This is a genomic window from Atlantibacter sp. (assembly GCF_032062175.1).
Lineage (GTDB): Bacteria > Pseudomonadota > Gammaproteobacteria > Enterobacterales > Enterobacteriaceae > Atlantibacter.
In genome coordinates this window covers 198,460-224,750 of record NZ_DAMBQK010000003.1, presented here as the reverse complement: position 1 = coordinate 224,750, position 26,291 = coordinate 198,460, and the positions used below count along the sequence as shown (strand labels likewise).

The 26,291-nt window shown below is 52.0% G+C and carries 26 protein-coding genes and 1 tRNA gene; 7 read left to right on the top strand and 20 right to left on the bottom strand.

Going from position 1 to position 26,291, the window contains the following annotated elements; translation table 11 throughout:
- Positions 1 to 124 precede the first annotated feature (124 nt).
- Together purK and purE are read right to left on the bottom strand one after the other, a co-directional pair.
- The gene (purK, locus tag RT120_RS05080) at positions 125 to 1,192 is read right to left on the bottom strand and encodes a 5-(carboxyamino)imidazole ribonucleotide synthase (RefSeq protein ID WP_312980204.1); all 1,068 of its coding nucleotides are present in this window, start codon (positions 1,190 to 1,192) and stop codon (positions 125 to 127) included.
- Positions 1,189 to 1,698, bottom strand: coding sequence for a 5-(carboxyamino)imidazole ribonucleotide mutase (gene purE / locus RT120_RS05075; RefSeq protein ID WP_312980201.1), 510 nt, complete (start codon positions 1,696 to 1,698; stop codon positions 1,189 to 1,191). The genes purK and purE overlap by 4 nt, the downstream gene beginning before the upstream one ends.
- A 341-nt stretch (positions 1,699 to 2,039) precedes the next feature.
- Between purE and RT120_RS05070 the strand changes: the two genes are divergently transcribed.
- Positions 2,040 to 4,016, top strand: coding sequence for an alkyl sulfatase dimerization domain-containing protein (locus RT120_RS05070; protein ID WP_312980198.1), 1,977 nt, complete (start codon positions 2,040 to 2,042; stop codon positions 4,014 to 4,016).
- 226 nt (positions 4,017 to 4,242) lie between these two features.
- On the opposite strand, the gene yahO is transcribed toward RT120_RS05070, so the two are convergent.
- The 3 genes from yahO to ppiB all read right to left on the bottom strand — a co-directional run bounded on the left by yahO (position 4,243) and on the right by ppiB (position 5,898).
- Complete coding sequence (gene yahO, locus RT120_RS05065) at positions 4,243 to 4,518, bottom strand: DUF1471 family periplasmic protein YahO (RefSeq protein WP_312980195.1); 276 nt, start codon at positions 4,516 to 4,518, stop codon at positions 4,243 to 4,245.
- A 159-nt stretch (positions 4,519 to 4,677) separates the two neighbouring features.
- Positions 4,678 to 5,400, bottom strand: coding sequence for a UDP-2,3-diacylglucosamine diphosphatase (gene lpxH, locus RT120_RS05060; RefSeq protein ID WP_312980193.1), 723 nt, complete (start codon positions 5,398 to 5,400; stop codon positions 4,678 to 4,680).
- A 3-nt stretch (positions 5,401 to 5,403) separates the two neighbouring features.
- On the bottom strand, positions 5,404 to 5,898 hold the full coding sequence (gene ppiB / locus RT120_RS05055) for a peptidylprolyl isomerase B (protein WP_312980189.1): 495 nt from the start codon (positions 5,896 to 5,898) through the stop codon (positions 5,404 to 5,406).
- Between the two features lie 177 nt (positions 5,899 to 6,075).
- On the opposite strand from ppiB, the gene cysS reads away from it, so the two are divergent.
- The gene (cysS, locus tag RT120_RS05050; RefSeq protein WP_312980186.1) at positions 6,076 to 7,461 is read left to right on the top strand and encodes a cysteine--tRNA ligase; all 1,386 of its coding nucleotides are present in this window, start codon (positions 6,076 to 6,078) and stop codon (positions 7,459 to 7,461) included.
- A gap of 44 nt (positions 7,462 to 7,505) precedes the next feature.
- Here the strand turns inward: cysS and RT120_RS05045 are convergent, their stop codons facing one another.
- Entirely contained in the window at positions 7,506 to 8,030 is a 525-nt protein-coding gene (locus tag RT120_RS05045) for a metal-dependent hydrolase (protein WP_312980413.1), read from the bottom strand.
- Positions 8,031 to 8,294: 264 nt separating this feature from the next.
- On the opposite strand from RT120_RS05045, the gene RT120_RS05040 reads away from it, so the two are divergent.
- The gene (locus RT120_RS05040) at positions 8,295 to 9,059 is read left to right on the top strand and encodes an SDR family oxidoreductase (protein ID WP_312980184.1); all 765 of its coding nucleotides are present in this window, start codon (positions 8,295 to 8,297) and stop codon (positions 9,057 to 9,059) included.
- A gap of 4 nt (positions 9,060 to 9,063) precedes the next feature.
- Here the strand turns inward: RT120_RS05040 and RT120_RS05035 are convergent, their stop codons facing one another.
- A complete protein-coding gene (locus tag RT120_RS05035) occupies positions 9,064 to 10,077 on the bottom strand; it encodes a substrate-binding domain-containing protein (RefSeq protein ID WP_312980181.1) in 1,014 nt (337 codons plus the stop codon).
- 81 nt (positions 10,078 to 10,158) lie between these two features.
- Positions 10,159 to 11,658 (bottom strand): PTS transporter subunit EIIC, encoded by a 1,500-nt coding sequence (locus RT120_RS05030; protein ID WP_312980179.1) that lies wholly within the window; start codon positions 11,656 to 11,658, stop codon positions 10,159 to 10,161.
- Between the two features lie 452 nt (positions 11,659 to 12,110).
- On the opposite strand from RT120_RS05030, the gene RT120_RS05025 reads away from it, so the two are divergent.
- Positions 12,111 to 12,611 carry a hypothetical protein gene (locus tag RT120_RS05025; protein WP_312980176.1) on the top strand — a complete coding sequence of 167 codons (501 nt, stop codon included), beginning with the start codon at positions 12,111 to 12,113 and terminating at the stop codon, positions 12,609 to 12,611.
- 327 nt (positions 12,612 to 12,938) lie between these two features.
- Entirely contained in the window at positions 12,939 to 14,651 is a 1,713-nt protein-coding gene (locus RT120_RS05020; protein ID WP_312980174.1) for an FKBP-type peptidyl-prolyl cis-trans isomerase, read from the top strand.
- A 41-nt stretch (positions 14,652 to 14,692) separates the two neighbouring features.
- On the opposite strand, the gene ybcJ is transcribed toward RT120_RS05020, so the two are convergent.
- Positions 14,693 to 14,905, bottom strand: coding sequence for a ribosome-associated protein YbcJ (ybcJ, locus tag RT120_RS05015; protein WP_312980171.1), 213 nt, complete (start codon positions 14,903 to 14,905; stop codon positions 14,693 to 14,695).
- A gap of 1 nt (position 14,906) precedes the next feature.
- The gene (gene folD / locus RT120_RS05010; protein ID WP_312980168.1) at positions 14,907 to 15,773 is read right to left on the bottom strand and encodes a bifunctional methylenetetrahydrofolate dehydrogenase/methenyltetrahydrofolate cyclohydrolase FolD; all 867 of its coding nucleotides are present in this window, start codon (positions 15,771 to 15,773) and stop codon (positions 14,907 to 14,909) included.
- A gap of 214 nt (positions 15,774 to 15,987) precedes the next feature.
- Here folD and RT120_RS05005 point away from each other — a divergent pair.
- A tRNA-Arg gene (locus RT120_RS05005) sits at positions 15,988 to 16,064 on the top strand.
- Positions 16,065 to 16,079: 15 nt separating this feature from the next.
- Here RT120_RS05005 and RT120_RS05000 read toward each other — a convergent pair.
- The 7 genes from RT120_RS05000 to RT120_RS04970 all read right to left on the bottom strand — a co-directional run bounded on the left by RT120_RS05000 (position 16,080) and on the right by RT120_RS04970 (position 22,974).
- Positions 16,080 to 17,237, bottom strand: a complete 1,158-nt coding sequence (locus RT120_RS05000; protein ID WP_312980411.1) for a site-specific integrase — start codon at positions 17,235 to 17,237, stop codon at positions 16,080 to 16,082.
- Positions 17,120 to 17,455, bottom strand: a complete 336-nt coding sequence (locus RT120_RS04995; protein ID WP_312980165.1) for a helix-turn-helix domain-containing protein — start codon at positions 17,453 to 17,455, stop codon at positions 17,120 to 17,122. The genes RT120_RS05000 and RT120_RS04995 overlap by 118 nt, the downstream gene beginning before the upstream one ends.
- A gap of 44 nt (positions 17,456 to 17,499) precedes the next feature.
- The gene (locus RT120_RS04990; RefSeq protein WP_312980162.1) at positions 17,500 to 17,847 is read right to left on the bottom strand and encodes a hypothetical protein; all 348 of its coding nucleotides are present in this window, start codon (positions 17,845 to 17,847) and stop codon (positions 17,500 to 17,502) included.
- Positions 17,844 to 18,104 carry a DUF4060 family protein gene (locus RT120_RS04985; RefSeq protein ID WP_312980159.1) on the bottom strand — a complete coding sequence of 87 codons (261 nt, stop codon included), beginning with the start codon at positions 18,102 to 18,104 and terminating at the stop codon, positions 17,844 to 17,846. The genes RT120_RS04990 and RT120_RS04985 overlap by 4 nt, the downstream gene beginning before the upstream one ends.
- Before the next feature lie 33 nt (positions 18,105 to 18,137).
- Entirely contained in the window at positions 18,138 to 19,214 is a 1,077-nt protein-coding gene (locus RT120_RS04980; RefSeq protein WP_312980157.1) for a RecT family recombinase, read from the bottom strand.
- A 12-nt stretch (positions 19,215 to 19,226) separates the two neighbouring features.
- Positions 19,227 to 22,658 carry a RecE family exodeoxyribonuclease gene (locus RT120_RS04975; protein ID WP_312980154.1) on the bottom strand — a complete coding sequence of 1,144 codons (3,432 nt, stop codon included), beginning with the start codon at positions 22,656 to 22,658 and terminating at the stop codon, positions 19,227 to 19,229.
- Between the two features lie 136 nt (positions 22,659 to 22,794).
- Positions 22,795 to 22,974 carry a YdaE family protein gene (locus RT120_RS04970; RefSeq protein WP_312980408.1) on the bottom strand — a complete coding sequence of 60 codons (180 nt, stop codon included), beginning with the start codon at positions 22,972 to 22,974 and terminating at the stop codon, positions 22,795 to 22,797.
- A 282-nt stretch (positions 22,975 to 23,256) separates the two neighbouring features.
- Between RT120_RS04970 and RT120_RS04965 the strand changes: the two genes are divergently transcribed.
- Positions 23,257 to 23,550, top strand: coding sequence for a hypothetical protein (locus tag RT120_RS04965; protein ID WP_312980151.1), 294 nt, complete (start codon positions 23,257 to 23,259; stop codon positions 23,548 to 23,550).
- A gap of 613 nt (positions 23,551 to 24,163) precedes the next feature.
- On the opposite strand, the gene RT120_RS04960 is transcribed toward RT120_RS04965, so the two are convergent.
- The 3 genes from RT120_RS04960 to RT120_RS04950 all read right to left on the bottom strand — a co-directional run bounded on the left by RT120_RS04960 (position 24,164) and on the right by RT120_RS04950 (position 26,241).
- Positions 24,164 to 25,081: a hypothetical protein gene (locus RT120_RS04960; RefSeq protein WP_312980149.1), complete on the bottom strand. Its 918-nt coding sequence runs from the start codon at positions 25,079 to 25,081 to the stop codon at positions 24,164 to 24,166.
- Positions 25,078 to 25,665: a DUF6932 family protein gene (locus RT120_RS04955; RefSeq protein WP_312980147.1), complete on the bottom strand. Its 588-nt coding sequence runs from the start codon at positions 25,663 to 25,665 to the stop codon at positions 25,078 to 25,080. Before RT120_RS04955 ends, RT120_RS04960 begins: the two co-directional genes overlap by 4 nt.
- A gap of 162 nt (positions 25,666 to 25,827) precedes the next feature.
- Entirely contained in the window at positions 25,828 to 26,241 is a 414-nt protein-coding gene (locus tag RT120_RS04950; RefSeq protein ID WP_312980145.1) for a helix-turn-helix domain-containing protein, read from the bottom strand.
- Positions 26,242 to 26,291: the final 50 nt, after the last annotated feature.

The following is a 26,291-nucleotide window of genomic DNA, read 5'->3' as shown; positions in this document are numbered from 1 at the left end:
AGCCTTTTCGATGCGAAGACTCTGGCATTGTACCCCTGGGACCACAAGGTGAGTAAGCGCTACATGCGGCTGGAAAAGACAGGGCGTCATAAGACGCCCTGGATTCGGAATAAACAGCGAAGGATTAACGCAGTTTCACTTGCGCCCAGGCGATACCGCTGGCGTATTCCGGTGGCAGCAGCGGGACCAGCGCTTCCAGCGACGCGTCCAGCCTGCCGGTATCGGTATCCGATAAATTCAGATGGCCGACTTTACGCCCCGGTCGCACTTCTTTGTCATACCAGTGCAGATGCACCAGCGGCAATTGCAGCCAGGCGTCATTCAGATCGCTACCGATCAGGTTCACCATCACCGACGTGCTGTTGATCACTGGCTGCGGTAGCGGCAGGTTAAGGATCGCCCGCAGGTGCAGTTCGAACTGGCAGATGGACGCGCCATTCTGCGTCCAGTGGCCGCTGTTGTGTACGCGCGGCGCCAGTTCGTTGATCAGCAATCCGCCTGGGGTAATAAAGCACTCCATTGCCATCACGCCGACATAACCCAGTTCGTGCATGATGGCACCGAGCATCTGCTCAGCCTGCTGCTGTTGCTCGATATTGCTGTGCGGGAACGCCACACTGGTACGCAGGATGCCGTCCTGATGGAGGTTATGGGTCAGCGGATAGAATACCGTCTCGCCGTTATGACCCCGCGCACCCACCAGCGACACCTCGCCGGAAAAGTTAATACCCTGTTCAACGATGCACTCGCCGTAGCACTCCTGCGGCAACTGCGTGGTCTCATCGGCGCGTAAACGCCACTGGCCGCGCCCGTCATAGCCGCCGGTGCGGCGCTTAACGATCGCCAGTTCCCCAAGGGAGTCGAACACCGCAGGCCATTCGCTTTCGCTGGCAAGCAACTGCCACGGCGCGGTGGGTAAATCGAGTTTATCGAACAGCTGCTTTTGGGTCAGACGGTCAGCGATAATCGGAAACACATCGCGGTTAACGAACGCCGGATGGCGCGCCAGCTCGCGGGTTAACGCGGTTTCCGGCCAGCGCTCAATTTCAGCGGTGATCACGCTTTGCTGAAACGGCACCGCTTCCGGCTCCGCATCCAGTCCCACTGGCCAGACCGCAATGCCTAACGGCTCACCGGCCTGGCGCAGCATACGTCCTAACTGGCCGTTGCCCAGCACACACACCTGTTTCATGCCGCACCCCGCGGGTCCGGGTTATCCAGCACCTCATCCGTTTGGGTTTTGCGCCACTCAGCCAGACGCGCCAGCAATGCATCATCATGCTGGGCGAGGATTTGCGCTGCCAGCAGCGCGGCGTTTGCTGCGCCCGCTTTGCCGATTGCCAGCGTCCCCACCGGAATGCCGCGCGGCATTTGCACAATAGAGTAGAGGCTGTCTACACCGCTCAGCGCCGCGCTTTGCACCGGCACGCCTAACACCGGCACCAGGGTTTTCGCGGCGATCATGCCTGGCAGATGCGCCGCGCCGCCTGCGCCAGCAATAATCACCTGATAACCGTTGTGCTGCGCGGCTTCGGCGAAGCTGAACAGTTTATCGGGCGTGCGGTGGGCGGAGACCACTTCAACGTGGTGCGGAACATCAAGGGCATCAAGAATTTCAGCGGCATGCTGCATGGTGGCCCAGTCGCTTTTAGACCCCATCACAATGGCGATACGCGCCGGATTTTGGCTTAAAGACATGCGTCTTAAAACTCCTGTGAGTGTGCGAAAACAAGGTGCTTGTCGTTCAGAAGGGCTCAAAGAATAACATGGAAAAACCGCAAGGAAAACGGTTGCGTCGGCCTGGAGTCGGGGTTTTTAGTGCGGGTATTTCAGGATAGCCCGCCACTTTTGGTTAAAAAAGATAAGCATCACGCGCTGGCCTGATTTCAATATATCGTATTTTTTTACTAAGCTAGATCAACGCCAACGAAGCGTATTTCTCTTTCATATCTGAAATTCAAATGACATTCCTTTAAACGATCAGCCAGGGCCGCGCTGTTAATTCCAGCAACGTTTGTTTCCACTGAGAGGTTTTAAGAATGAAATTCAATCGGATAGCCGCAGGTCTTGCTCTGGCTGGTTTTCTTGCTTCTTATACGCTCCCCGGGCTCGCCCAGGAAGCGCCAAAAGAAGCGACCGCCTCGACGCAACAGGCAAACAACGCGCTTTTCAATCAACTCCCTTTTTCTGATACGCAAGATTTCACCGATGCCCACAAAGGATTTATTGCCCCCATTCCCCAGGACGTGATTAAAGGGGAGCAGGGTAACGTTATCTGGAATCCACAGCAGTATTCCTTTATTAAAGAAGGTGATAAAGCGCCGGATTCGGTTAACCCCAGCCTGTGGCGCCAGGCGCAGCTGATCAATATCAGCGGGCTGTTCGAGGTCACCGAAGGGGTTTTCCAGATCCGTAATCTCGATCTGTCGAATATGACGATTATCGAAGGGAAAGAGGGGATCACCGTGGTCGATCCGCTGGTATCCGCGGAGACCGCTAAAGTCGGGATGGATCTTTACTATAAAAACCGTGGCAACAAACCGGTAGTCGCAGTGATCTACACCCACAGCCACGTTGACCACTACGGCGGCGTGCGTGGTGTGATTGACGAAGCGGACGTCAAAGCCGGAAAAGTGAAAATCTACGCCCCGGCAGGTTTCATGGAAGAGGCGGTCTCGGAAAATATTATGGCCGGTAATGTGATGAGCCGACGCGCCAGCTATATGTACGGCAACCTGCTGAAGCCAGACGTAAAAGGCCAGGTTGGTGCCGGCCTGGGAACCACCACCTCAGCGGGTACGGTGACCTTGATTGCGCCAACCCATTACATCACTGAAACCGGGCAAAAAGAGGTGATTGACGGGTTAACTTACGATTTCCTGATGGCACCTGGCTCGGAAGCCCCATCAGAAATGCTCTGGTATATCGAAGAGAAAAAACTGATCGAAACGGCAGAAGATGTCACGCATACATTACATAACACTTACTCCTTGCGCGGTGCAAAAATTCGTCAGCCACTTCCCTGGTCTAAATACATCAACGAGGCGCTGAATCTCTGGGGCGATAAAGCGGAAATCATTCTTGCCCAGCACCACTGGCCGACGTGGGGCAACGAGAATGTGGTTAAGTTGCTGAAAAGCCAGCGCGATTTGTATCGTTACATCAACGACCAGACGCTGCGTATGGCCAACCAGGGCCTGACACGCGATGAGATCGCCGCCAACTTTACACTCCCTTCTTCACTGGCGAATACCTGGGCTAACCGGGGTTATTACGGTTCGGTAAGCCATGACGTCAAAGCGACTTACGTGCTCTATCTCGGCTGGTTTGACGGCAACCCGGCCACCCTGGATGAACTGCCGCCGGAAGAGGGGGCGAAAAAATACGTGGAATATATGGGCGGCGCGGACGCGATTTTGCAAAAAGCGAAGCAGGATTTCGACCAGGGGAACTACCGTTGGGTGGCGCAGGTTGTCAGCAAAGTGGTCTTTGCCGATCCTAATAATCAGGACGCCCGTAACCTCGAAGCCGACGCGCTGGAGCAACTAGGCTATCAGGCAGAATCAGGACCGTGGCGTAACTTCTACCTGACAGGCGCGCAGGAACTGCGTAACGGCGTGCAAAAAATGCCGACGCCAAATACCGCCAGCCCGGATACGGTTCGCGCCATGACGCCGGAAATGTTCTTTGATTATCTGGCGGTGCATATCAACGGTGAAAAAGCGGCGGACGCCAAAGCTATTCTTAACGTCGATTTCGGTAGCGATGGGGGCAAATATAAGGTTGAACTGGAAAATGGCGTACTCAACCATACCGTTAATAGCGAAGACGCCAATGCCGATGCCACGATTACGCTTTCCCGCGATGCGTTAAACCGTATCGTGTTGAAGGAGGAAACGTTGAAAGAAGCCACCGATAAAGGCGACGTGAAAATTAGCGGTAATGCCGACAAGCTGAATGAACTATTGGGTTATATGGATAATTTTGAGTTCTGGTTCAATATTGTTACGCCGTAATGAGCGAGGGAATGGGCGAATTTATTCGCCCGTTTTTTCAAGCCGGAAGGGAAACCCGCAATAAAGAGCAGCGGCAGAATGCTTTCTGGTTATTAATTAAATCGCCTGCGAATAAATAGCGGAGTGGATAAAGAGTATCTCGCCTGTAACCCAGGAAATAACGCTTTACCACATTTTATCTCATGTGCAACGCCACTCCGGCTAACCGGAGTGGCGGAAGAAATGATTATTTTTTCTTATAAATGTTCGCCGTGCCATGGATCTTGTTATCGGTATTGGCGGAGGTGATTACTACCACATCAGCACCTTTTTCTTCTGCTTTATCAAGAAGTTCTTTCTTAGCATCAGAAGCGGAGAGTTCCCCGGAGGTAGAGATGCTGCCAATTTTTTCATACTGAGACTCCACTTTCTGGAAATCATTTTTTTCCATTAACTCAGCAGCAAAAGCGTTGGAAGCAAACAGAACGGCGGAGCCCAGCAGAATAGCTGTCATCTTTTTCATAAATGAATTCCTTGCAGAATTGATAGGCTATCAACAGTAAACCCGCCTCTATAAACGGGTATTAATAGCATGGTAGACAACCCACAAAAAAACCATCTTCTTACGTATTACTTTTTATCGCTGTTTATTCTGCATAAAGGCTGCAACGTGATATGCCCGTTAATACGGGAAAAACAGCAACCCGATATCGGTATCGCTGACTTTTATCATCGAACCTTCATGATGCCATGCGCCGAGCACGTAACGGCGGGCTGGGTGATGCTCAATAACGAGATCGTGGATCGCCGGGCGATGCGTATGTCCGTGGATCAGGTGTTGAACCTGATGGCGGGCCATGACGTCGATAACGGCCTGCGGATTGACGTCCATTATCGTTTCAGATTTGGTTTGATTGGACGCTTTGCTGCCGGCGCGCATTTTGGCAGCAATACGCTGGCGAATAAACAGCGGCAGGGCAAGAAACAGCTTTTGCAGCCAGGGCTGATGCACTTTGGCGCGAAACCGCAGATAACCGATATCGTCAGTACACAGCGTGTCACCGTGCATAATCAGAATGCGTTTACCGTAGAGTGTGAGCACTTGCTCTTCAGGCAGTAGGATCATGCCGCTCTGGCGCGCAAAACGCTGGCCGATCAGAAAATCACGATTACCGTGGATGAAGTAGCAGGGCACACCGCTATTCACCAATGCATGGATAGCGTCAGCGATTTGAGTATGTAAGGGGTTAGGATCGTCATCGCCGATCCAGGCTTCAAACAGATCGCCAAGAATATACAGTGCGTCCGCTGCGCGCGCTTCGCCCGCCAACAAACGCAGAAAACCGGCGGTAATCGCCGGTTCTTCGGTACTTAAATGGAGATCTGCGATAAACAGCGTCGCCACAGATTACTCGCCGACGGTCACGCGCTCGATGATAACGTCTTCTTTTGGAACGTCCTGATGCATGCCGCTGCGGCCAGTGGCTACCGCTTTGATTTTGTCGACCACGTCCATGCCTTCAGACACTTCAGCAAACACGCAGTAGCCCCAACCCTGCAGGCTTTCGCCGCTGAAGTTCAGGAAGTCGTTATCCACGACGTTGATAAAGAACTGTGCGGTCGCGGAGTGCGGAGCCTGAGTACGCGCCATAGCGAGGGTGCCACGGGTGTTTTTCAGGCCGTTGTTGGCTTCGTTCTGAATAGGATCTTTCGTTGGTTTCTGGTGCATGCCCGGTTCAAAACCGCCGCCCTGTACCATAAAGCCGTTGATTACACGGTGAAAAATGGTGTTGTCGTAGAAACCTTCGCGGCAATAGTCCAGGAAGTTTTTAACCGTTGCCGGGGCTTTATCATCAAAAGTTTTGATTACGATATCGCCGTGATTGGTATGAAAAGTAACCATGCTTGCATCCTGTTCTGTTTAATGGGTGCTGTAACCTGCTGTTCAGGCCACACCGAGGAGGTTGTTATAGCATAACTCACCGTGAACGATCACCTTGCAAAGTGTGCTGCCTGAAGTTTGAATACAAGGTAATATAAAGCGTTTTACTTTATCCACACACTGACACGGAATCGCCTGATGTTAAAAATCTTCAATACCCTTAGCCGCCAAAAAGAGGAATTTAAACCAATACATGCCGGGGAAGTCGGGATGTACGTGTGTGGTATCACGGTTTACGACCTCTGTCATATTGGTCATGGGCGTACCTTTGTGGCATTTGACGTCGTGGCGCGCTACCTGCGTTTCTTAGGCTACAAGCTGAAATACGTGCGGAACATCACCGATATTGATGACAAAATCATCAAGCGCGCCAACGAGAACGGCGAAAGCTTTACCGCGCTGGTGGATCGCATGATTGTTGAAATGCATAAGGATTTCGACGCGCTGAATATTTTGCGCCCGGATAACGAGCCGCGCGCGACCCAACATATTCACGAAATCATCGAAATTGTTGAACGACTGATTGCCCGGGATCACGCCTATGTGGCAACCAACGGCGATGTGATGTTCGCGGTAGACACCGACGCGGATTACGGCCTGCTGTCGCGCCAGGATCTGGATCAGCTCCAGGCGGGCGCGCGCGTTGAAGTGGCGGACGTGAAACGCAACCCGATGGATTTTGTGCTGTGGAAAATGTCCAAGCCGGGCGAACCGAGCTGGCCGTCCCCGTGGGGCGAAGGGCGTCCGGGCTGGCATATCGAATGTTCCGCCATGAACTGCAAACAGCTGGGTTGCCATTTTGATATTCATGGCGGCGGTTCCGATTTGATGTTCCCGCATCATGAAAACGAAATCGCACAATCTACTTGTGCCCACGATGGCGAATACGTGAATTACTGGATGCACTCCGGCATGGTAATGGTCGACCGCGAAAAGATGTCCAAATCGCTGGGCAACTTCTTTACCGTGCGCGATGTGCTGAAATTCTACGATCCGGAAACCATTCGCTACTTCCTGATGTCCGGTCACTACCGCAGCCAGTTGAACTATAGCGAAGAGAACCTCAAGCAGGCGCGTTCTGCCCTGGAGCGCCTGTATACCGCGCTGCGCGGCACCGACGTCAACGCCCAGGCGGCAGGTGGCGAAGCGTTTGAAGCGCGTTTCGTAGAAGCGATGGATGACGACTTCAACACGCCGGAAGCCTATTCGGTGCTGTTTGATATGGCGCGTGAAGTTAATCGCCTGAAATCCGTTGATGCGACAGCGGCCAATCAGATGGCGGCGCATTTGCGTAAGCTTTCTGGCGTACTGGGCCTGCTGGAGCAGGATCCCGAGCAGTTCCTGCAAAGCGGCGCGCAGGCGGATGACGGCGAAGTGGCAGAAATTGAAGCGCTGATCCAACAGCGTCTTGATGCGCGTAAAGCCAAAGACTGGGCGGCGGCGGACGCAGCCCGCGACCGGTTGAACGAGATGGGCATCGTGCTGGAAGATGGTCCGCAGGGCACCACCTGGCGTAGAAAGTAACCTGTAAAAAAAGCGGTGTAAGCCGCTTTTTTTATGCCCGCGATTTAGCGGCGGCGTAATCGCCAGAGGATTAACGCCAGCAGTATACCCGGCAGCCACACCCACAGCAGTTCAGAGACGATCACCTGGTGCCCGCGCGGCGTCAGGTATTTTTCCAGCGCCAGCGGCGCGACTTTAATGACCTGCCAGGGCGCGAAAAAGCGTTCATTTGACCACGGCCACAGCCAGCCCACGCCTTTCCCGCCGGTGGTCACGGAATCCAGCAGGCTGTGTGACAGTAGCGATACCGTTAAAAACAGCCAACTGCGCACCAGCCCGGCCTGAAACCATCGCCGGGCAATCAGTACGCACAGCAGCGGCACCACGAATGCGAACAGCAGCGAGTGGGTAAAGCCGCGATGACCAAACATATTTCCATAATCGACTCCCAGATAAAAAGAGAGAACATCTGCATCGGGCAGCATAGCGAGCGCGACGCCGGTGAATAACAGACGGCGCGGAATGGTTTTGCTGCCCAGGCCGAGCCCGAGGCACAGCGGTACGGCAGCATGAGTCACGATGGTGGGCATAGAAACTTCCGGTGTGAGGGATTGCGGCAAACTATAGCCCAACGGCAAGCGGGCGCGAGCAGGGGATTTTCTGAAACGCACGCGCGGCGAACGAGTAGTCACACCTTCCAGACAGTGCGTTTAATCACAATTTTAAACTTTTTTATCTTGCTTAAAATCAGTCAGTTAGTTGCCAATTCTGCTTAGAGGCTTGCGATGTGCCCACAGACTGCCAGTCTTAAATCAGTCGCTTAACTCAACATCGCAACATAAACAGGAGGTGACATGACACGTTTTCAGCAGAAAGTGGTGGTGATCACGGGTGCAGGTTCCGGCATTGGTGAAGGTACGGCGAAGCGCTTCGCCAGCGAAGGGGCCAGCGTTGTACTGGTAGGCCGCACACCGGAAAAACTGGAAAAAGTGGCGGCTAAGCTGCCGCAGGGTAAACATCTGGTCGTGCCTTGCGACGTATCGAAAGCGGATGAGGTGCAAAACCTCGCGCAACGCGTAGTGGATGAATATGGCCGCGTGGACGTGCTGGTCAATAACGCGGGCGTTATCGTGCAGGGCCGCATTCATGAAATCACGCTGAATGACTGGGAAACGCTAATGGGAACAGACCTGAACGGCGTATTTTACTGCACCCACTATTTCATGCCGGAATTGTTAAAAACCAAAGGCAACGTGGTGAATATCTCTTCCGTATCGGGGCTGGGCGGCGACTGGGGGATGAGCGTGTACAACGCGGCGAAAGGCGCAATCACTAACTTTACCCGCGCACTGGCGATGGATTACGGTGCCGACGGTGTGCGCATCAACGCCATTTGCCCCGGTTTTACCTTTACTGAACTCACGGAAGAGATGAAGGAAAATAAGCCGCTGCTGCAAAAATTCTACGAACGTATTCCGCTTAAACGCGCCGGGGAGCCAGAGGATATCGCCGATGCCATCGCGTTTATCGCCAGCGACGACGCGCGGTACATTACCGGCGTTAATCTGCCGGTGGACGGCGGGATCACGGCATCGAACGGCCAGCCGCCGCAGGCGTAACGCATCAGGCAGAACCGCGAATAACCAGTTGCCCGGACAGCGTAATTCGTTGAACCGGCAAGTCGGCGGTTTTTAGCTTACGTACCATCAACTGCGCCGCCTGCCGCCCGGTTTCTTCACTGGCGGAAGAAACATAGGTGAACGACGGCGTAGTCAGATTAATCATCAAGTCTTCAAAACCGATCAGCGACACCTGTTGGGTAAGGAACACATCTTTACCCACGGTGCGCCCCACCTGATTAATGGCGTCGATACAGCCAATGATGGCATTGGGTGAATGGCACAGCAGGGCGGTGATTTTATTATTGCTCTCCAGAAGCTCGCGCACCACGGCGCTGGCGGCCTGGGTATCTTCACGGCAGGCAGGGGTAAAATCCTCACGCGGGAATAACCCATATTGAGTCAGTGCGGCCCGGTAGCCAGAAAGCCGTTCATGGCGGATTAAACAGCGCGCATCGCCACCGATATAAGCAATGCTGCGATGCCCGCGCTCAATCAGATAGCGCGTAGCGAGACTTCCGGCCTGGCGATTATCACGCATCACCACGTCCCGCGTGCAGTTGAGCGGCGACTGGGAAACCACCACCATCGGCAACGGGTTTTCGCTAATCGCGGTGGGTACGCTGTCGGTTTTTGATTCCGCGTCTAAATAAATCACGCCCGCTACGCCCTGGCGGGTAAACGCCAGCAGGCACTGTTCCAGCTTTTCAATGTTGCCCTGCGGCTGGGCCAACACCACCATAAAACCCTGGAGTTCCAGTTCATGCACAATGCTGGACGTGACGCGAATGGCGAAAGGATCGTTAAAATCGTGAAGAATAAGGCCGATGAGATTAGAGGTGTTTGCGCGGAGATTCGCGGCAGCCATGTTATGGACATAGCCCAGTTCATCGATAGCGGCTTGCACCTTTTCGATGGTGGCCTGAGATATTTTCCCTTTCTGGCGTAACACCAATGAGACGGTAGAGACGGAGACTTCCGCCCGCTTTGCCACATCAATAATGCTGACCTTTTTCATCGCTCTCCTGACAAGTCCTTTTCTTTCTGCGAGATAACAACGCCTCCTGTAACATACAGGAGGCGCAGCAGAAAATCGCGATCACTTACCAATCATGGTGGAAATGGTTTGGGCAATAAACTGCGCCCGGGCACCGAAAATCACCTGTACCCCGCTATCCCCAACAAAAACCACACCGCGCGCGCCCACGCTGTTTAACCCATCGCGATCCACCAGCGAAGCTTTATCGACTTCCAGACGCAAACGCGTAATGCACGAGCCTACGCTGTCGATATTCTCAGCGCCGCCCAGCAAATTAATGATATCGGTCGCGAGTTCGGTATCAGTTTTATCATCGGCATTCACTGCGATTTCCGCGCGGCCCGGTGTTTTGACATCAAAGCGACGAATCACGTAGCGGAAGGTGAAGTAATAAATCAGCCCCATCGGTACGCCGACGATCACGGCATTCAGGAAATTGGTTTGATAACCGTTAAACGACGGCAAAATCCCGAATGAAATGTAGTCGATAAGCCCAGCCGAGAAAGATTTGGCGATATGCGCGTGGAGTAAGTACATGCACATATAAGAAAGACCCGCCATCACGGCGTTAAACACATACAGTATCGGTGCGACGAAAATAAAGGTGAACTCAACCGGCTCGGTGATCCCGGTTAAGAAGCAGGTTAGCGCCGCCGAGAACAGAATACCGGAGGCGATTTTTTTGTTTTTGGTATTGGCTTCGTGATACATAGCAAGACAAGCGGCTGGCAGCGCGAACAGCATCAGCGGGAATTCACCCTGCATGAACTTGCCTGCGTTGTGGTAAGTATCGCTGCTGAAGCTTTTCACGCCTTCTTCCAGCATTTTGAACCAGATTGTCTGGTCGCCATGGATCACCTGGCCGGTGGCGGTGGTGTAATCGCCAAACGAATACCAGAACGACGGATACCAGATGTGATGCAGGCCCAGCGGGATAAGCGCACGTTCGACCAGACCAAAAATAAAGGTCGATGCCGCCTGGTTATCACCGTTCACGACCAGCGACAGTGCATCGATACCCGCCTGAATATGCTGCCAGACGTAGGGCAGGGCAAGACCAAGCAAAAACGACAACAACGCGGTGGCGATGGCGACAAATCGTTTACCGGAGAAGAAGCCTAAAAACTCCGGCAATTGCATGGTATGGAAGCGGTTATAGCACCACGCGGCAAGGATACCGCAGATCAGGCCGCCGAATACGCCCATCTGAAGGGTGGGAATACCCACCACCATTGCGTATTTCCCGCCGCTGGCCGCCATTTCCGGCGTAATACCCAGTACCGTGCCGATAGTAATGTTGGTAATAAATACCGACACCGCCGCCGACAGCGCCGCGATCCCGGATTCTGACGCCAGCCCGACAGCAGAGCCGATGGCAAACAGCATGGGCAGATTGTCAAAGATAACGCCGCCCGCGTTCATCATTAACGGTAAGTGGAATTTGTCACCAAACGCCAGTAACAAACCTGCCGCAGGCAACAGTGAAATAGGCAGCATTAACGCGCGGCCTATCATGGAAAGCTTTGAAAGCGATTTAACCAACCCTGACATCAGACTCATGCTGATTTCCCCCGAAGTAGACCAGGCTTATGCCCTGTTTTATGTAAGTAGAACGTTATAGTAGAACGTTCTACTTATGATTGTTCAGGTCGCATCAGGCTCGCAACAGAAATTTAACGCCTGGTCAAAGTAAATTCTTATTTTTTGAACCGCGTCAGAAAACAGGACAGCGGAGCCGGAGGGAGAAGAATCGAGGGATGCACAAGCCTTACCGCGAAAAACGAAGCGGGTATGATGAATTAAATGCTACACGCTGATGCAATGGTTACACGTAATAAAAATAACAATTAAATATCATTTGAGATTTTATAGTGAAGTGGCGTTTATTTATCCTTTTTAGGATTCTTTCGTGTTTGTTTTTATTTTGCTATTTAGGATAATTCATTTCTTATTTTATATAGTGTCCGGGGTGAAGGGTAATCAACCCGAGAAATATTCATTGAGGTTATATTGTGGGTTATTCAGATAAATTAAATACATGGATGATGAGGTTGCTCCTGGGTTTGCCTTTAACAGGATTGTTGATAACCGGTGGGTGCCATCTTAATGAATCCGCGCCGCCTGATACAACAACCGAAAATGTGCAGCCTACTCAGCCGGGAAAAAGCGTTTCTACGCGGTTACCCTCTGCGAAGTTAGAATCTCAAACGCCCTCTACCGTCAATAACGATCCGTATCAGGAAAGTTCCTCCTCCAACGGCGCGGCGACGGTGTGTCAACGCGAACTGGCAGCATTATCGAAAATCAACCCGGCAAAATATGCAGCGCAGAAAGTTGTTTTTGATAACCTGCTCAAAAGCGCTTCGGTATATTCCACCGTTCGTAATGATGTAAACCCTGACACCAAAGACATTATGGACACGCTTTATAAATATAAAACGCAAAAAATTTGTAATGATATTGAGCAGGCTATTAATGATTCATTAATTGCGCGGGGAGAGAATGTGAAATGACCCGATCTACGTTGAAAAGCCTTTTTTTTTTATATTGCCAATAACCACCAGCGCCATTGCAGCGCAGGATGCCCAGTCAACCAATAATAGTAAGACGCTGGAATCTCTGGATTCAATCACCGCTCAGTCGAGCGGTATTCCTGAATTGTTATTGGTGAAACCGATACTTATGCCGGAGCCAACGGCCCTCCATCCAGAGAGGCCAAAAAAGCATAGCCGTTCTGTCGTACCCCCCCCGCAGAAAGCACAGTTTCCAGTCCAAATCAGGCAACGCAATTAAGATTTCCCTGGGCTAAAGAAAAAGCCGAGCTGGAAGAAAGACTCGATGTGATACAGAAACAGGCAGCGGATTTGCAGCAGCAACTGAATGAACGCGAAAAAGCGATAGAGGCGCTAAGCGCGCGGATCCGAGTAAATGCTGATGCTGAAGAAGAAAAATCCTCCCCTAACCTCCAGTTGCAAAAATCTCTTGAGACAAGCCAAAAACAGGCAGCGGACTATCAAAAACAGCTCGCCGCGTTAACCAGCGAGCAGGTGGCAAAAGCCAAAGCGCTGACCGATCTGCAACAGCAACTGGCTGATCGTGAAAAAGCGTTGCAGGGATTAACCGCCCAGGTCAAAACCCTGACCGGTACCCAGGACGAAAAAACGCAGCAGGCTGTTCAACTCCAGAAAACGCTCGCGGAAAGCCAGCAGCAGATTGCCGGTTTAACCAGCGATCGGACGGCAAAAGCCAAAGCGCTGAGCGATCTGCAACAGCAACTGGCGGATCGTGAAAAAGCCGTACAGGGATTAACCGCCCAGGTCAAAACCCTGACCGGTACCCAGGACGAAAAAACGCAGCAGGCTGTTCAACTCCAGAAAACGCTTGCGGAAAGTCAGAAGCAAATTGCCGCGTTAACCAGCGACCAGACGGCAAAAGCCAAAGCGCTGAACGATCTGCAACAGCAACTGGCGAATCGTGAAAAAGCCGTACAGGGATTAACCGCTCAGGTCAAAATCCTGACCGGTACCCAGGATGAAAAAACACAGCAGACTGTTCAACTTCAGAAAAGCCTCGCGGAAAGCAAGGCTCAGGTGGCAACCTTCCAACAACAAATCGCCGCGCTGACTGCGACGTCCAAATCCAACAAGACAACGGCGGATGAAACGCAAAACTCCCTCGTTGAGAGCCGCAATAAGGTGGCTACGCTTGAGAAACAACTCGCGGATTTAACGGTTGCCCAGGCGACTAAAGACAAGACGCTGAATACACTACAGCAAAGCCTGGCGGCAAGTCAGAAAGACAGCGAAGGGCTGAAAGCGAAGTGGCTGGAAGCGGGAAAACAACTCGAGACGCAATCGAAGCAGCTTGCTGAGTTACAAAAGGCGAAGCCCGCTGTCCCGGTGGAAGCAAAACCCACGACTAAAGATGAAATACGCGATTATGCGCTCGGGGCTTACTGGGCTCATGAAATTCTCAGTATGATCAAAAGTAAAGAAGGTTACGGCTACCGTATTGCGCAGCAACAGGTGCTGAACGGGGTAACAGATGAAATCAATAATCAACTGAAAGTCCCGAAGGACAAGTTGGTTGATGTCCTGAAAGAGCTGGATCAAAACTCTGCCAATCAGGAAAACACTATTTCAACTACCGCGACTTCAGAAGGCAGTAAATACCTTGCGCAGTTCCGTAAGAAAGCGGGTGTTAAACGTGCATCGTTAGGCTATTACTATCTGGTCGTAGATAAGGGTGCAGGAAAAATTAAAAACAGCGATACGGTTGCGGTCACAATGCGTGAGAGCCTGACCAATGGCAAAATTATTAACGATATGAGCCAAAAAGGCACTGTGCTGGCCTTACCGTTAAACCAGTTCCCGCCGCTGTTTAAATCGGCGATTGCTCAGGTGAGCAATCACGGTGAACTGCGTATTGTCGTGCCGCCTGAACTGGCTTACGGTGAAAAGGGCAGCATGCCGGAGATCCCACCGAACTCAACCATGATTTATGACATCAAAATTGTCGATGTGTCGCCTGGCGTTAAAAAGCCAGCAGGTTGAGAATGAAAGTAAAAAGGGCCGATGATTCGGCCTTTTTTATATTACGCAGTTACGGTGACGCTTTGACCATCAAAATTGACCGTCTGACCGGCGACAATCTTGCAGCGCTTACGGGTTTCCACTGCACCATCCACCTTTACCAGGCCTTCGCTGATGGCGATTTTGGCCTGGGCGCCGCTTTCGCTCCAGCCTTCTAATTTCAGCAGGTCACACAGCTCAACGTGGGGATGTTTACCGAGAGAAAATGTCGCCATCTTATGCCTCCTCCACGTCGTGGTACTCTTCACAGGCCTGTAGCGTATTCTGAATCAGCGTGGCCACGGTCATCGGTCCCACGCCGCCCGGCACCGGGGTGATATACGAAGCGCGCGCCGCAGCTTCTTCAAAAATCACATCGCCGACGACTTTGCCGCTTTCCAGGCGGTTAATGCCCACATCAATCACAATCGCGCCTTCTTTAATCCACTCGCCTGGAATAAAGCCAGGTTTACCCACGGCAACGATCAGCAGATCGGCGTTTTCGACGTGCTGGCGCAGGTTTTTAGTAAAGCGGTGAGTCACGGTAGTGGTGCAGCCGGATAACAGCAATTCCATGCTCATAGGGCGACCAACAATATTGGATGCGCCGATCACGACCGCATTTAGCCCATACAGGTCGATATTATAACGCTCAAGCAGCGTCACAATGCCGCGTGGGGTACAGGGGCGCAGACGCGGCGCACGCTGGCACAGACGGCCTATGTTGTAAGGATGGAACCCATCAACATCTTTATCCGGCGCGATACGCTCCAGCACTTTGACATTGTCGATACCGGCAGGTAGCGGCAACTGTACCAGAATACCGTCAATGGATTTATCGGCGTTTAATTTGTCGATAAGTCCCAGCAGTTCGGCTTCAGAGGTGGTTTCCGGCAGATCGAAAGAGCGGGAAACGAAGCCAACCTCTTCACACGCTTTACGTTTGCTGCCGACATAAATTTGCGAGGCGGGGTTCTGGCCGACCAGTACTACCGCAAGCCCAGGTGCGCGTTTTCCGGCGTCCAGGCGCGCTTTCACTTTTTGCGCGACTTCAAGCCGTACCTGCTGCGCAATCGTTTTACCGTCAATAATCTTTGCTGCCATCAGAGAGAGAATTCCATCTGTAGTCTAAAAGGAGAGGGGATGTTGATATTTTGTCAGAAGCGCGGCGTGCTGTCAGTCACCAATAGCGGTTTATGCTTAAAAGGCAGGCAGACAGCGGAAAAGCCATTGACTCACAAGGCACTCACCGTATAATTCCACGCGTTTCGCAGCGCCTTGTTTTTTATCACAGGATGCCTGTGTGAATGCCTTCAAGGCGCCCTTAGCTCAGCTGGATAGAGCAACGGCCTTCTAAGCCGTGGGTCGCAGGTTCGAGTCCTGCAGGGCGCGCCATGTATTATCAATAGCTTACGCTATTCTAAGTCCAGCCTGATTCTCTCCTTGTGTCGTATTTGTGTCGTTAAGCTCGAAAATGGCGTCAATTTTGCGCGCGTGCTCAGTCAGGTGGTTGGGTGCCAGATGTGCATAACGCTGCACCATCTGAATGCTTTCCCATCCTCCCATTTCCTGCAGCGCCGATAACGGAACGCCAGACTGAACCAGCCAGCTCGCCCAGGTGTGCCGGAGGTCATGAAAACGGAAATCCTCAATGCCCGCTTTCTTGAGTCCTGCATACCAGGCATTATTATCATCGACTCGCATTTTGCGGATCGCTGGCGTCAGGGTGCCGTCCGGGCGATATGCCGCTTTCATGTGCGCGAACACATAGCGGGAGTGTTTCCCAATCTGCTCTCTCAGAACCCTGCATGCGGTATCATTCAGAGCCACGCCGATAGCCTTGCCCGCTTTAGCGTTCTCCGGGTTTACCCATGCAACCTTCCTTTGCATATCCACCTGCTGCCATTCCAGATCGATAATGTTAGAGCGGCGCAGGCCGGTCGCCAGCGCGAATATCACTACTGGTTTGATGCTCACCGGCATGCGGTCGATCAGCCGTGCTGCCTCCTCCCTGGTCAGCCAGCGAATGCGCTTACTTACCGGCTTGCGCGTTTTAATGGTCGGTGCCGACTTTATCCAGTGCCAGTCATTGGCCGCCGCGCGCAACAGGGAGCGGATAAACGACAGGTGCTGGCTTTTAGTGGCCAGGCTGACCGCTTTGGGCGTATACACAGGCGGCTCCTTCCCGAGCCGTTGCGCGCGATCCCTTCTGCTCTCCCAGTTCTGATAATGCTTCCTGTTAGTCATCTTCCCGACTGCGTTATAAATCTCGTCAGCCGTGAGGGTAGAAATATCCCGGCCGGCGAAATGATTCAGGAAAAACTCGATTTTCGTTTTGTCGTCGTCGAGCGATTTTTTGTGCTCCTTTTCCTGTATCCAGCGGATGCAGCATTCCTCGAAAGTGCGCGCCGGCAGATCGCCGATCTGGTCAACGCGCCAGGCTTCCGCCTTTAACTTGTCGTGGAGCTCCTGAGCTTGTTTTTTGTCCCCCGTACCAAGAGAGCGCCTAACTCTCTTTCCTGTCGGCGTAAAGAAATGACAGTGCCAAACTCCGCCTCTGAGGGTGATTGACATAAATCCTCTCCTTTATGATCACCCGCGTTCGCCTTCTTAGTCTCATGCGGGGCAGATAAATACGCAATACAGGCCGCCTCGGTTGTGCGGTATTTGTTGCCAACTTTGCGGCCAGCCAGCTCGCCGGAGTCAATCAGCCGGTAGATAACCCGGGGGGAGACAATCAGCAACTCCGCCGCCTGCTGCGCTGTAATCGGTTTGTCTGATGCCATACTTCTCTCCACTGGCCCCAGCCGGGGCCGTTGATAATTCGTTATCAGCTGTCTCGACGCCATGCAAATGGCAACGGTTCAGGCAAAATCCACAGGTGGCGTATATTCGCCACGTTGACCACGTCGCGCTCGGCCGGGTAAATCTCGACAGCGTCACGATCCCCATATCCAACGGCGTTTTTGATTTCCTGAAGTGCTTCCCAGCTTATGCCGTCTCTCCAGCGTCCAGCTAAACCCAACTCTCTTGTATTAATGGACAGACGGATCACGCCCCCTTCTTCCTGAAATTCTTGCACCAGAAAGCGCGGGTTTATCCAGACGTTGGTCCTGCTGGGATCGTGGAGTTTTTGCGGCCACTGCGCTTTCGGTAACTCTTTAAAACAACAGATCATGGTTTTCCCCTTGAACCCATCACAGTGCTTGCCAGAGCACGTAACCGGCGCGGTTTATCCATCGGTGTCGCGATGTAACTTTGCTGGCAGTTCCTGATCTCGACACGAAGTTTGGTTCCGTCAACCCGGATCATGTAATCCACGCTTTTGCCTGTTATGCCGTAATCTCCAAAACGCTCGTAATGTTCCTGGAGCGCAGCGGCGCACGCCTGCCGGGCGATTGGAGATTGTTTGCTGCCTCTGTTAATTAGTCTCATCGTTAACCGGGAGGGCGAACCCTCCCGCCTCCCTTAGCCGACATACTCAGGTTTCATATCCAGCAGCGTGATGCTGAACTTCTCGTACAGCTCATCGCCCAGGTGGCGTTTTGCCGCCGTCAGGGTTTGCTCAGCCTTCGCAAACCGTTCAGCAGCCTCCGGTTCATCCGGCTTTGGCAGGGAGTTGATCGCCGCTTCGACTTTGTTGCGCGCGTCCACCAAGTAATAGCGCTTAACGGCTTTGTTTTTCAGTTCAGTAAACAGGGCGGTGCCCAGCGAGGCTTTCGCTGCTTCGATATCCACACGTACCGCTTTAGCGCTATCGACGTCTTTAGCAGATTCAATGCGGTTGCGGAAATTATCGGCCAGGGTATCAATGCTCGAAGAGGGTTCCTGTGCGCTGGTGACACACACATCGCTGGTAATTTCCTGAACGCTCATGCGTGGAGCGGGTTCCGGGTTAATAACCTTCTCCTGGCGTTCTTCAAGTTCGTCGGGGGTGTAAACACCCAGAATGACGTCAGGGCAGTACAGCCGGGACCAACGTTTAACAGCCAGATAAGCAAGTTGCTGGCGGGGATCGTCTGCCCAAAGCGTGGAGTTGCGAACACGCGCCTGAGCCAGTAGGAGGTCAAGTTCTCGCGGTTCGTCTTCACCTTTCAGCCGTGCGCGGATGATAATGCCGATCCCGGTTTCGTCAGCCATCGTCCAGCCCGGTACCCGGTATTCACCTTTCTCGCCTTTTTTGATGTTGAATTTACCTATCACATTTTCCCAGGGGCCATACCATTCATATTCAAAGCGGGTGGCCAGCACGCCGCTGCGCGAGATGACGGCATTAACCAGCTGAGCTTCATAGCCCAGCACGCCGTTAATCAGGTGGGTTTTCTGAGCGACCGCAAAGGGGTTCATCTGCCACTGCGCTGCCTGCATAGCGACGGCCATGCAGTCTGCCGGATTACCCTGAAGGTGACGCGGTACCGTTGCGGAGCCCTGAGCCATCATCTGGGCGAAGGCATTAATTGCGTTAAGGTACTGCGAATCAAAAAGCGCAATGTTGGAGTTAACGACAGCTGTTTGATCAGCGACTGCTACGTTTGAGTTTTGCATCTGTGTTTCCCCTTAAGCCGTGCGCAGCGCATCGAGGCGGCGCATATCGTAGTCGTTCAGTTCGTCGGTATAATCGTCAACAATCGGTGCTGGCCATTCACCGGTATCGAATGCGTTTGCGATTGCCCGCATGGTAGTGCGGTACTCAAGCGCACCCAGCTCCAGCAGTTCCTGGCTGGCTTCGACGATAGCTATCCAGTGATAACCTTCGTCTTTGTTGACGAAAATCCAGAAGAACTGGTCCAGTGCTGCTGTTTCGGTATACATGGCCGCGCTCAGGTGATAATCGCGGTCAATGATTTCGCGATGGAGCCGGGCACGCAGGCCTGACTGCTTGATGTTCCACATGCTTATCGTCTTGAGATCAACCCCGATGCGGATGCCGTTCATATCTATTTCAAGGTCAGGACGTACACGGATTTCCAGGCCGGTCTCTTCGTCGATACCGAAATAGCTGACTTCTACAGCACGCCCCGGGTGCGTCAGGAACTTGCCGGCGGTCGGGTGGGCCAGTAACGCCGACTGAATGGCCCGGGCGGTCGCCAGCTGCTGGCGCGTTACCAGAATTTTGTCCTCCGGGTTTTCGCGCCAGGCATCCAGCAGTTCGTCTGCAAACACCGCATCCGGTTTGACGGTCTTCACCGCCTGTATCAGGTCAGCTTTGGTACCGGATACTTTCAGCGGTTGCGGCTTCTGCGCTTCTTGTGCCACCAGGTCAGGATTGATGATTGCCAGTTGTTCGAGGAGCGCATCACGGCTGCCACTGGTTTTTACCGGAGCGGGCAGGGTGGCGTTGTATTCTTTGATACAGGCTTTCATTGCGGTCGCCGTCTGCTTCTGGTCAGGCTCAATACGCTGATAATCAGCAGGCAGAGCCATATAGCTTTGCGCTGTCTCTTCCAGGGAACCGCCCAGCGGCACCGGGGCGGGCAGGGTGACGTTGTGCGCCTCCAGCAGCGCTTTGATATCTTCAGCGCTGAGTTGCGGCGCCAGGCTGGCGTTATGTGCGTCGATGAAAGTGCGCAGCGTTGCCGTGGTGGTGAATGCACCTTCCGGGATTTCAGGTTCAATACTGAATTCTGCGTGCAGGTTTTCCGGTTGCAGGGCCAGCGCATGCACCAGGTTACCCATATCCAGCACTTTGGACTGCTCGCGGGAAATGGTCTTTTCAACATGGCGGGCATTGAAATACATCAGCGATACGCGGGCATCTTTTACCATGGTGGAGCTGATACCGTTCGCGGCGTGGTAAACGTTGTTCGGCAACCCTTCATAACGGCCTGGTTCGAAGAAAGCCGGGTACTCAATAGCTTCTGGTTCAGTTTTTGGCGAAGATGGCTCGCTTTGTTGCTGATCCGGTTCAGACTGGTGCGGTTTAACAGATTCCTGGTTCGTTTCCGGCTCAATGTGGTTAGCCAGGTTCGGCGCTGCGGCCGCGAAAATTTCTGACGGCGTTACGGCATCTGCCTGCGGATGATCTGCATCAGCGCTTTCGCCTGCTGAAACCGGTGTACCAGCCGGGATTTCGTTACTGACAGCCGTTTCCATCTGCACATCTTCGATAATCTCCAGTTCTTCGCGTAGGCCTTCGGCCATTTCCTGATAAGTGGCGTCGCCCATTACCGGGCCATTGTCCGGAGTAACCGGGGTGTTACCGGTCAGCCCTTCGATGGAGAACACTCCAGCGCCGAGGCTTTCTACCTTCGGCTGTGCGGCTGCTTCTTCAGCCCGGCGGCGCGCCCCTTCTTCCCGGACGCGCTGCAGATTCTCTTCGTGAGTACAGAAAGTTTTACGCGGCGTTTTATCCCATTTCGGATCCGCCGGGTCGCTGATACCCTCAACATATTCGCCGCGGTCAGCGGCCAGTTGTTTGTCCAGGGTTTCACGGCTAAATTGCGCAGCCTCCACAGTTGCAGCATCTGGCTTGGCATGCTGGTGTTCTTTCAGGTTCGCGCTGATGTAGGTTTGCAGGCTGACCGGGAAGTGATGGACGTTCTCAGCGGCACCACGGATTAAGGCGAAAATAGCAGCGCGTGAATAGTCCAGGATGCCCGCTGTTTTGCGCAGCGCTGCTGACCATTCCCTGAACGGGCTTTCTTTTTTCTCAATGATTTCGCTGGCGCGGCGGTGAATGGATACAGGCATGTTGTAAATATCGAAATCCATCGGCAGTGTCGCGGCTGCAATTTCAATATCCAGCGTATCCAGAGTATGTGCATAATCCTGACTGCGATCTGTGGCGATGCCGCCGCCAGCGTTTGTGCCGGTGTCGGTGCGCTGGATAGCGGCCACGCGGTTGCCTTTGGTCCACTCTTTAACCAGCAGACCTTTGTCGATATACGCGGTTTCGCTCCATGCCTTCAGGAACTGCAGCATTACGCCCAGCTCGGGTGTTTTACGGTCCTGCGGGAACACTTGCCTGACCGCCTCGGTCAGTTTCCACAGGTCGTATTCTTTGACGTCTTTCAGAGCAGGCGCGTTTTCGGCAGCCAGCAGCAGGTTCTGGACGTACGAGTTATCGACATCCATTTCCAGCTTAATAACTTCTTTCTTCTGCTCCGGGCTGATGTGATAGGCGTACTCTTCTTCAGAAATGAGCTGGGCAAGCAGACGCTGACGGAATGGCAGAGTGGCCACGGTGATAAGCGCCGGCACGTCAGCGTCACGGAATTCCTGGACGATTTCAGAGGTGGTGTCGCTGGTGTTATTAATTTCAGGCCAGTCCTGAACGAGGTCAGCCCACTCTTTAACGAGCTGGGAGCGTTCTCCCGGTTCAGCTTCCACCCAGGCTGCAATAAAGCCGTTAATGGCGCTTACTTCGTGGTTCTGATCCAGAGGGAATAATTCTTTTACAGCCTGAATGAGTTTCCACTCAACATGCACAGACAGTTCATGAATGCCTGGTACATCCCGGCAGGCCTGCAGCAAATTCTGGATATAGAGATTGCTTTCATCGGCCTCAGTTGCGCCGATTTGCACGTGCATAGCCTCACTGATTTCTTTCACTTCAGTGTCGTTAAGCAGGTGAGCAATCAGGCGCTGCGGCAGGCGCAGGCGCGCTACCGGGCGGAGCAGTGCAGAGACTTCAGCAGCCGGCGTACTGGCATTATCGGCAGCGCCCGCCAACTGCGCGCGTTCGTCCTGGATATTTACGGATTCAGCCGGTTTCGCTTTTGGTAGCCAGGTACGCCCGTCTTCCTGCAGTTCGTAACGATCACACCAGGTGAAGTCGACGACGCCTTCTTCCGGCAGATCATTTACCACAGGGAAATCAGTCAGGACAGGAAGCTGGTAATCATGGCCGCGGCCCACTTCGATTTCAGCATCTTCGAGAATAACTTGCGCCTGAAGTTTAGCGCGTGCCTCGGTTTTGGCGGTGAACCAGAAAATGCCGTTTGGCTTTTTCGACTTCTGGCTGGCCTTTATGAGATTGAAGAATTCCATACTGTTCCTCATTTTTGGGTGTTAAAATCCCCGGGCCATTGATAGCGCCCATTGGGTGTTATTCTGGTTTTCCATATTTCCAGCGTGCTTTGGTCGGTCCGCTGGACGTAGAACCCGCTTCGGCGGGTTTTTGCGTTTATGGCTCGTGAGCCATCTGGTCGTGCTCGGCGCACTGCCTGGAGCAGTACTGCCGTTCTTCGCGGGCAAGCATGTTGCCGCGCAGTAAAAGCAGGGTGCTGTTCACTTCGTCGCCTGGCTGAATAGGGCTTTTGCAGTAGGCGCATTTCGCGGCGGTACTTTTCTGTCCGTGAATCATCGGATCACCCCAGCCATTCAATAAAACTTCCACAAGACAATCGTTAATACGTGTAGCGCCGCGCATGGTTCGCAGGTAAACGTATTTGCCGCGAACCGCTGACACATTCCAGGTGTGCCCGTCGTGCTTTGCCAGCATTCCCGGTGCCACACACTGGCGAATGATGTGCATCGTGCCGTAGTGTTGATTAATCATCCTCTCCCCCTTTGTTTCGCCTGTCTTTTAACCACTTCAGGCTCGGTGGTATGCTGGAAGCTCTCACACAGCCAGCAAGGAAGAACTATGAAATCAGTTACTAAGCCATGCCCTATTTGCGGTGAAGATGCCGTGTCTTTTAACCATGTAAATCAGGTGGTTAATCTGAAAACACAACCGCCTACTATCCGTGAGGTTCCATCGGTCTGTTATATCTGCGATGAGCACGGTTGGTTTTTGCTTTCCGAGCAAATAAACGACCTCGTCATTACAAGCGCAGATCCATCTGTAAAAAACCGACTGAAAGCGCTGGTAAAAATGCGTTATTTCCCTGAGCAAGATCAGCCTGTGAATTTGAAAGCTATTGAGTCGCTCGACTAAAATCTTTTCGACTCTCGCTTCGATAACCAAGGCGGAAGACTTTCGCGTAGGCTTTGCCACGAGGAATTCCGCCTGTGCGATTCATCTTTCGGCGAAGGTGAGGCCAGTGTTTCTCTTCCTTGCTGTTGGACCATTTGTCACCGTCCTGCCGGGAGCTTGGAAGCTGTAAGGGCTTCTGGCGTGATTCAGCTTGACGCACCCAGAAAGCCGCAAACCCGTACATACCTGTTTTCTTCGTGTTACCTTTCATCTCATCCTCTGCCCTTATCGCCAGGCTGGCGGAACGTTTCTAAAACCTGATGCGCGTTAATCACTCCACCTCATCCGACTATTCGTATGCCGTCGGCGGCTACTTCGTGGGCTCCATGCCTGGGTGGTTCGTGGTGCGTCTTGGTGATAGAGATTAAATCACTGGTTTATAGTCATGTCAACTCAAGGTTAATGTTAATTGTAAATCGCTGGTTTATATAGATGTGTTTTGTGAGGGCTATGCCGGATTGCAGGCAAAAAAATCCCGACGCTATGGTCGGGATCGAAGTGTTCGGGGTGGAGCCGGGTGGCTGAGTTGGAAGGGGGCATAAAAAACCCGGCTCGGTGGCCGGGTTAACATCTACTACCAGTTCGGGAGCTCGCGTAAAGAATACTTAGGCTTTCCATTCCCAACCTGAGTGCAGAGGAATTTTGCAATAACTTTTTTTCCGCGGTGATCGTTGATAATATCTGGATTGTCTATGTAATTACTTATTTTCGCCACGAAAATTGATTTAGATTCATCATGCTCCATAATAAACTCGCATTGACGTTTATGAGGAAGGGCCCCCATGAAGCTAACTTCTAATAATTGCAAATCTTCTTTAACGCTATCTTTACTTAGTTTGAACGCAGCTCTTTCAATATCATTGATGTTGTTAGCAACAAGCGCCTGGTTGTTATGCCTTAAAGTAAAAGTCGCTTTATTATCAAAGAGTATTTGTATAAACCCACGTATTTTATCTAAGGCTCGGTCATCCAAATCACTAATCGCCTCAGCTAAACCATCATCGTCTCCTCTGATACTCATTTGAAGGATAGAATGAGTTTGGTTCAGAGCTTTTTGAACAGAAGATTCCTCATCAAAATTAAGTGGAGCATCAGGCCTAAATTCTTCAAGTGTAAATCCAAATGAACCTTTGGCTGTTCCAGTAATCATTAGCAAATTATTTTCAAGGTTTGGAATCTTACCTTTGGCTGGTAATTTCCCTGAAAATGAAGATGCAACATGAGAAACCGCATCGTTAAAGGCGTTAACTATTTTTGTTCCGAAATTTGCAGCTATGCCATAGGTACCAAGTACAGCAGCCCCTCTAAATGTTAAAGTTGCTTTAACTGGCGGATGCTCATCGATAACAATATGAGAAATCTCGTCATTTAGCTCATAGAGCCTACTTTCAAGGCTCATTTTGCCAATGATGTCATCATCAGTAGTGGTTTCTAAAAGAGACAGGATAGAGTCCCGCTCGCTTAGAACGAACAAGTAATCGTCACGATTCATTGCTCACCTCCTTCTGATAGCATTGTTTCTAAAATGATTAATGCCTGCTGATCCAGTGTAGCATCTAGAGGAATCTGCAAGAATCCCTTCCACGTAAGATCCCTTCTGTGAGACCACATACTGTACCAATATACAGTTCTTTCTACAAGCTGCTCCTTAGAAACCCCTAGTGACTGGAAGTAAGAATCAACTTTAAACTCTTGCTTTCTCCACTTTCCCATATGTGGCATAAACAGATTCGGGTTCCGCATAACGACATCTTGCTGCGTTTCGTTAGGTGCTAAATTAAAAAAAGTCACAACATCGATGTCATTTGGCGGGCGTTTTTCAATGAGTTCAACATCTTCAATGAAGCTGCCATCGATCCATTGAAAACCATCAGTTAAACCAGTTTTATTAATTTCATTACGAAATTTTATGAAACCGAGTAAGATCGCGATCCTTTGCGGACTCGTAGCGTACCGTTCTACGATTTTTAATATATTTGTCTTATATGGGGAGCGATAAGCGCTGGTTGGATGCTCCATATCCATCGGTGGGATTACACCAATTTCATTCCAGTTAGGAATTTCCTGAATCACCATGCTGCGGCCTTAAATTTCTTATTGGTTGTAAGAAAAAATGTCATTACTTTCTAAAGAGCCATTGATTTACTTATTGCTTTATCAATATGACTTCTCTCATTAGCCTAATCAGAGCCATCCACTGAAAGCTTCAGCAGCGATTCCATAAACTTATTGCTTGCCTCATTCCCCTTGCGACCGGATTCGACCCTTCATGTACTTCTCATACATCTCATCCAGCTCTTTCAAGCGAATCGCGAAGATGCGGAGCATGTTCTGTTGCTCTTCTTCCGGCAGTTGGCGGTAGAGCTCAAGAAGGCGCTGTTCGTCCGGCTTTAGGCCGTCCTTCTCGCCTACATCTTCACCGAGTAGCCAGGCGACGGAAATGCCAACAGCATCGGCTATGGCCAGTGCCGATTTTTTACTGATCACACCTTTTTTGAACCAGCCATTTACCGCCTGAGGGGTGACTCCAGCTATGCGTGCCATGTCTGCTTTGGTAAGGCCGCGATCAGTGATCTCGGTGAGGCGTTCTACCAGAACGAGGTTGGGTTCTTCTTTTCTCATATCGACATTGTAAATATTTGGTTTACACACGCAATAAATCCAAAGTTTGCATGAAATGTAAATCTGTGGTTTACTCTTGC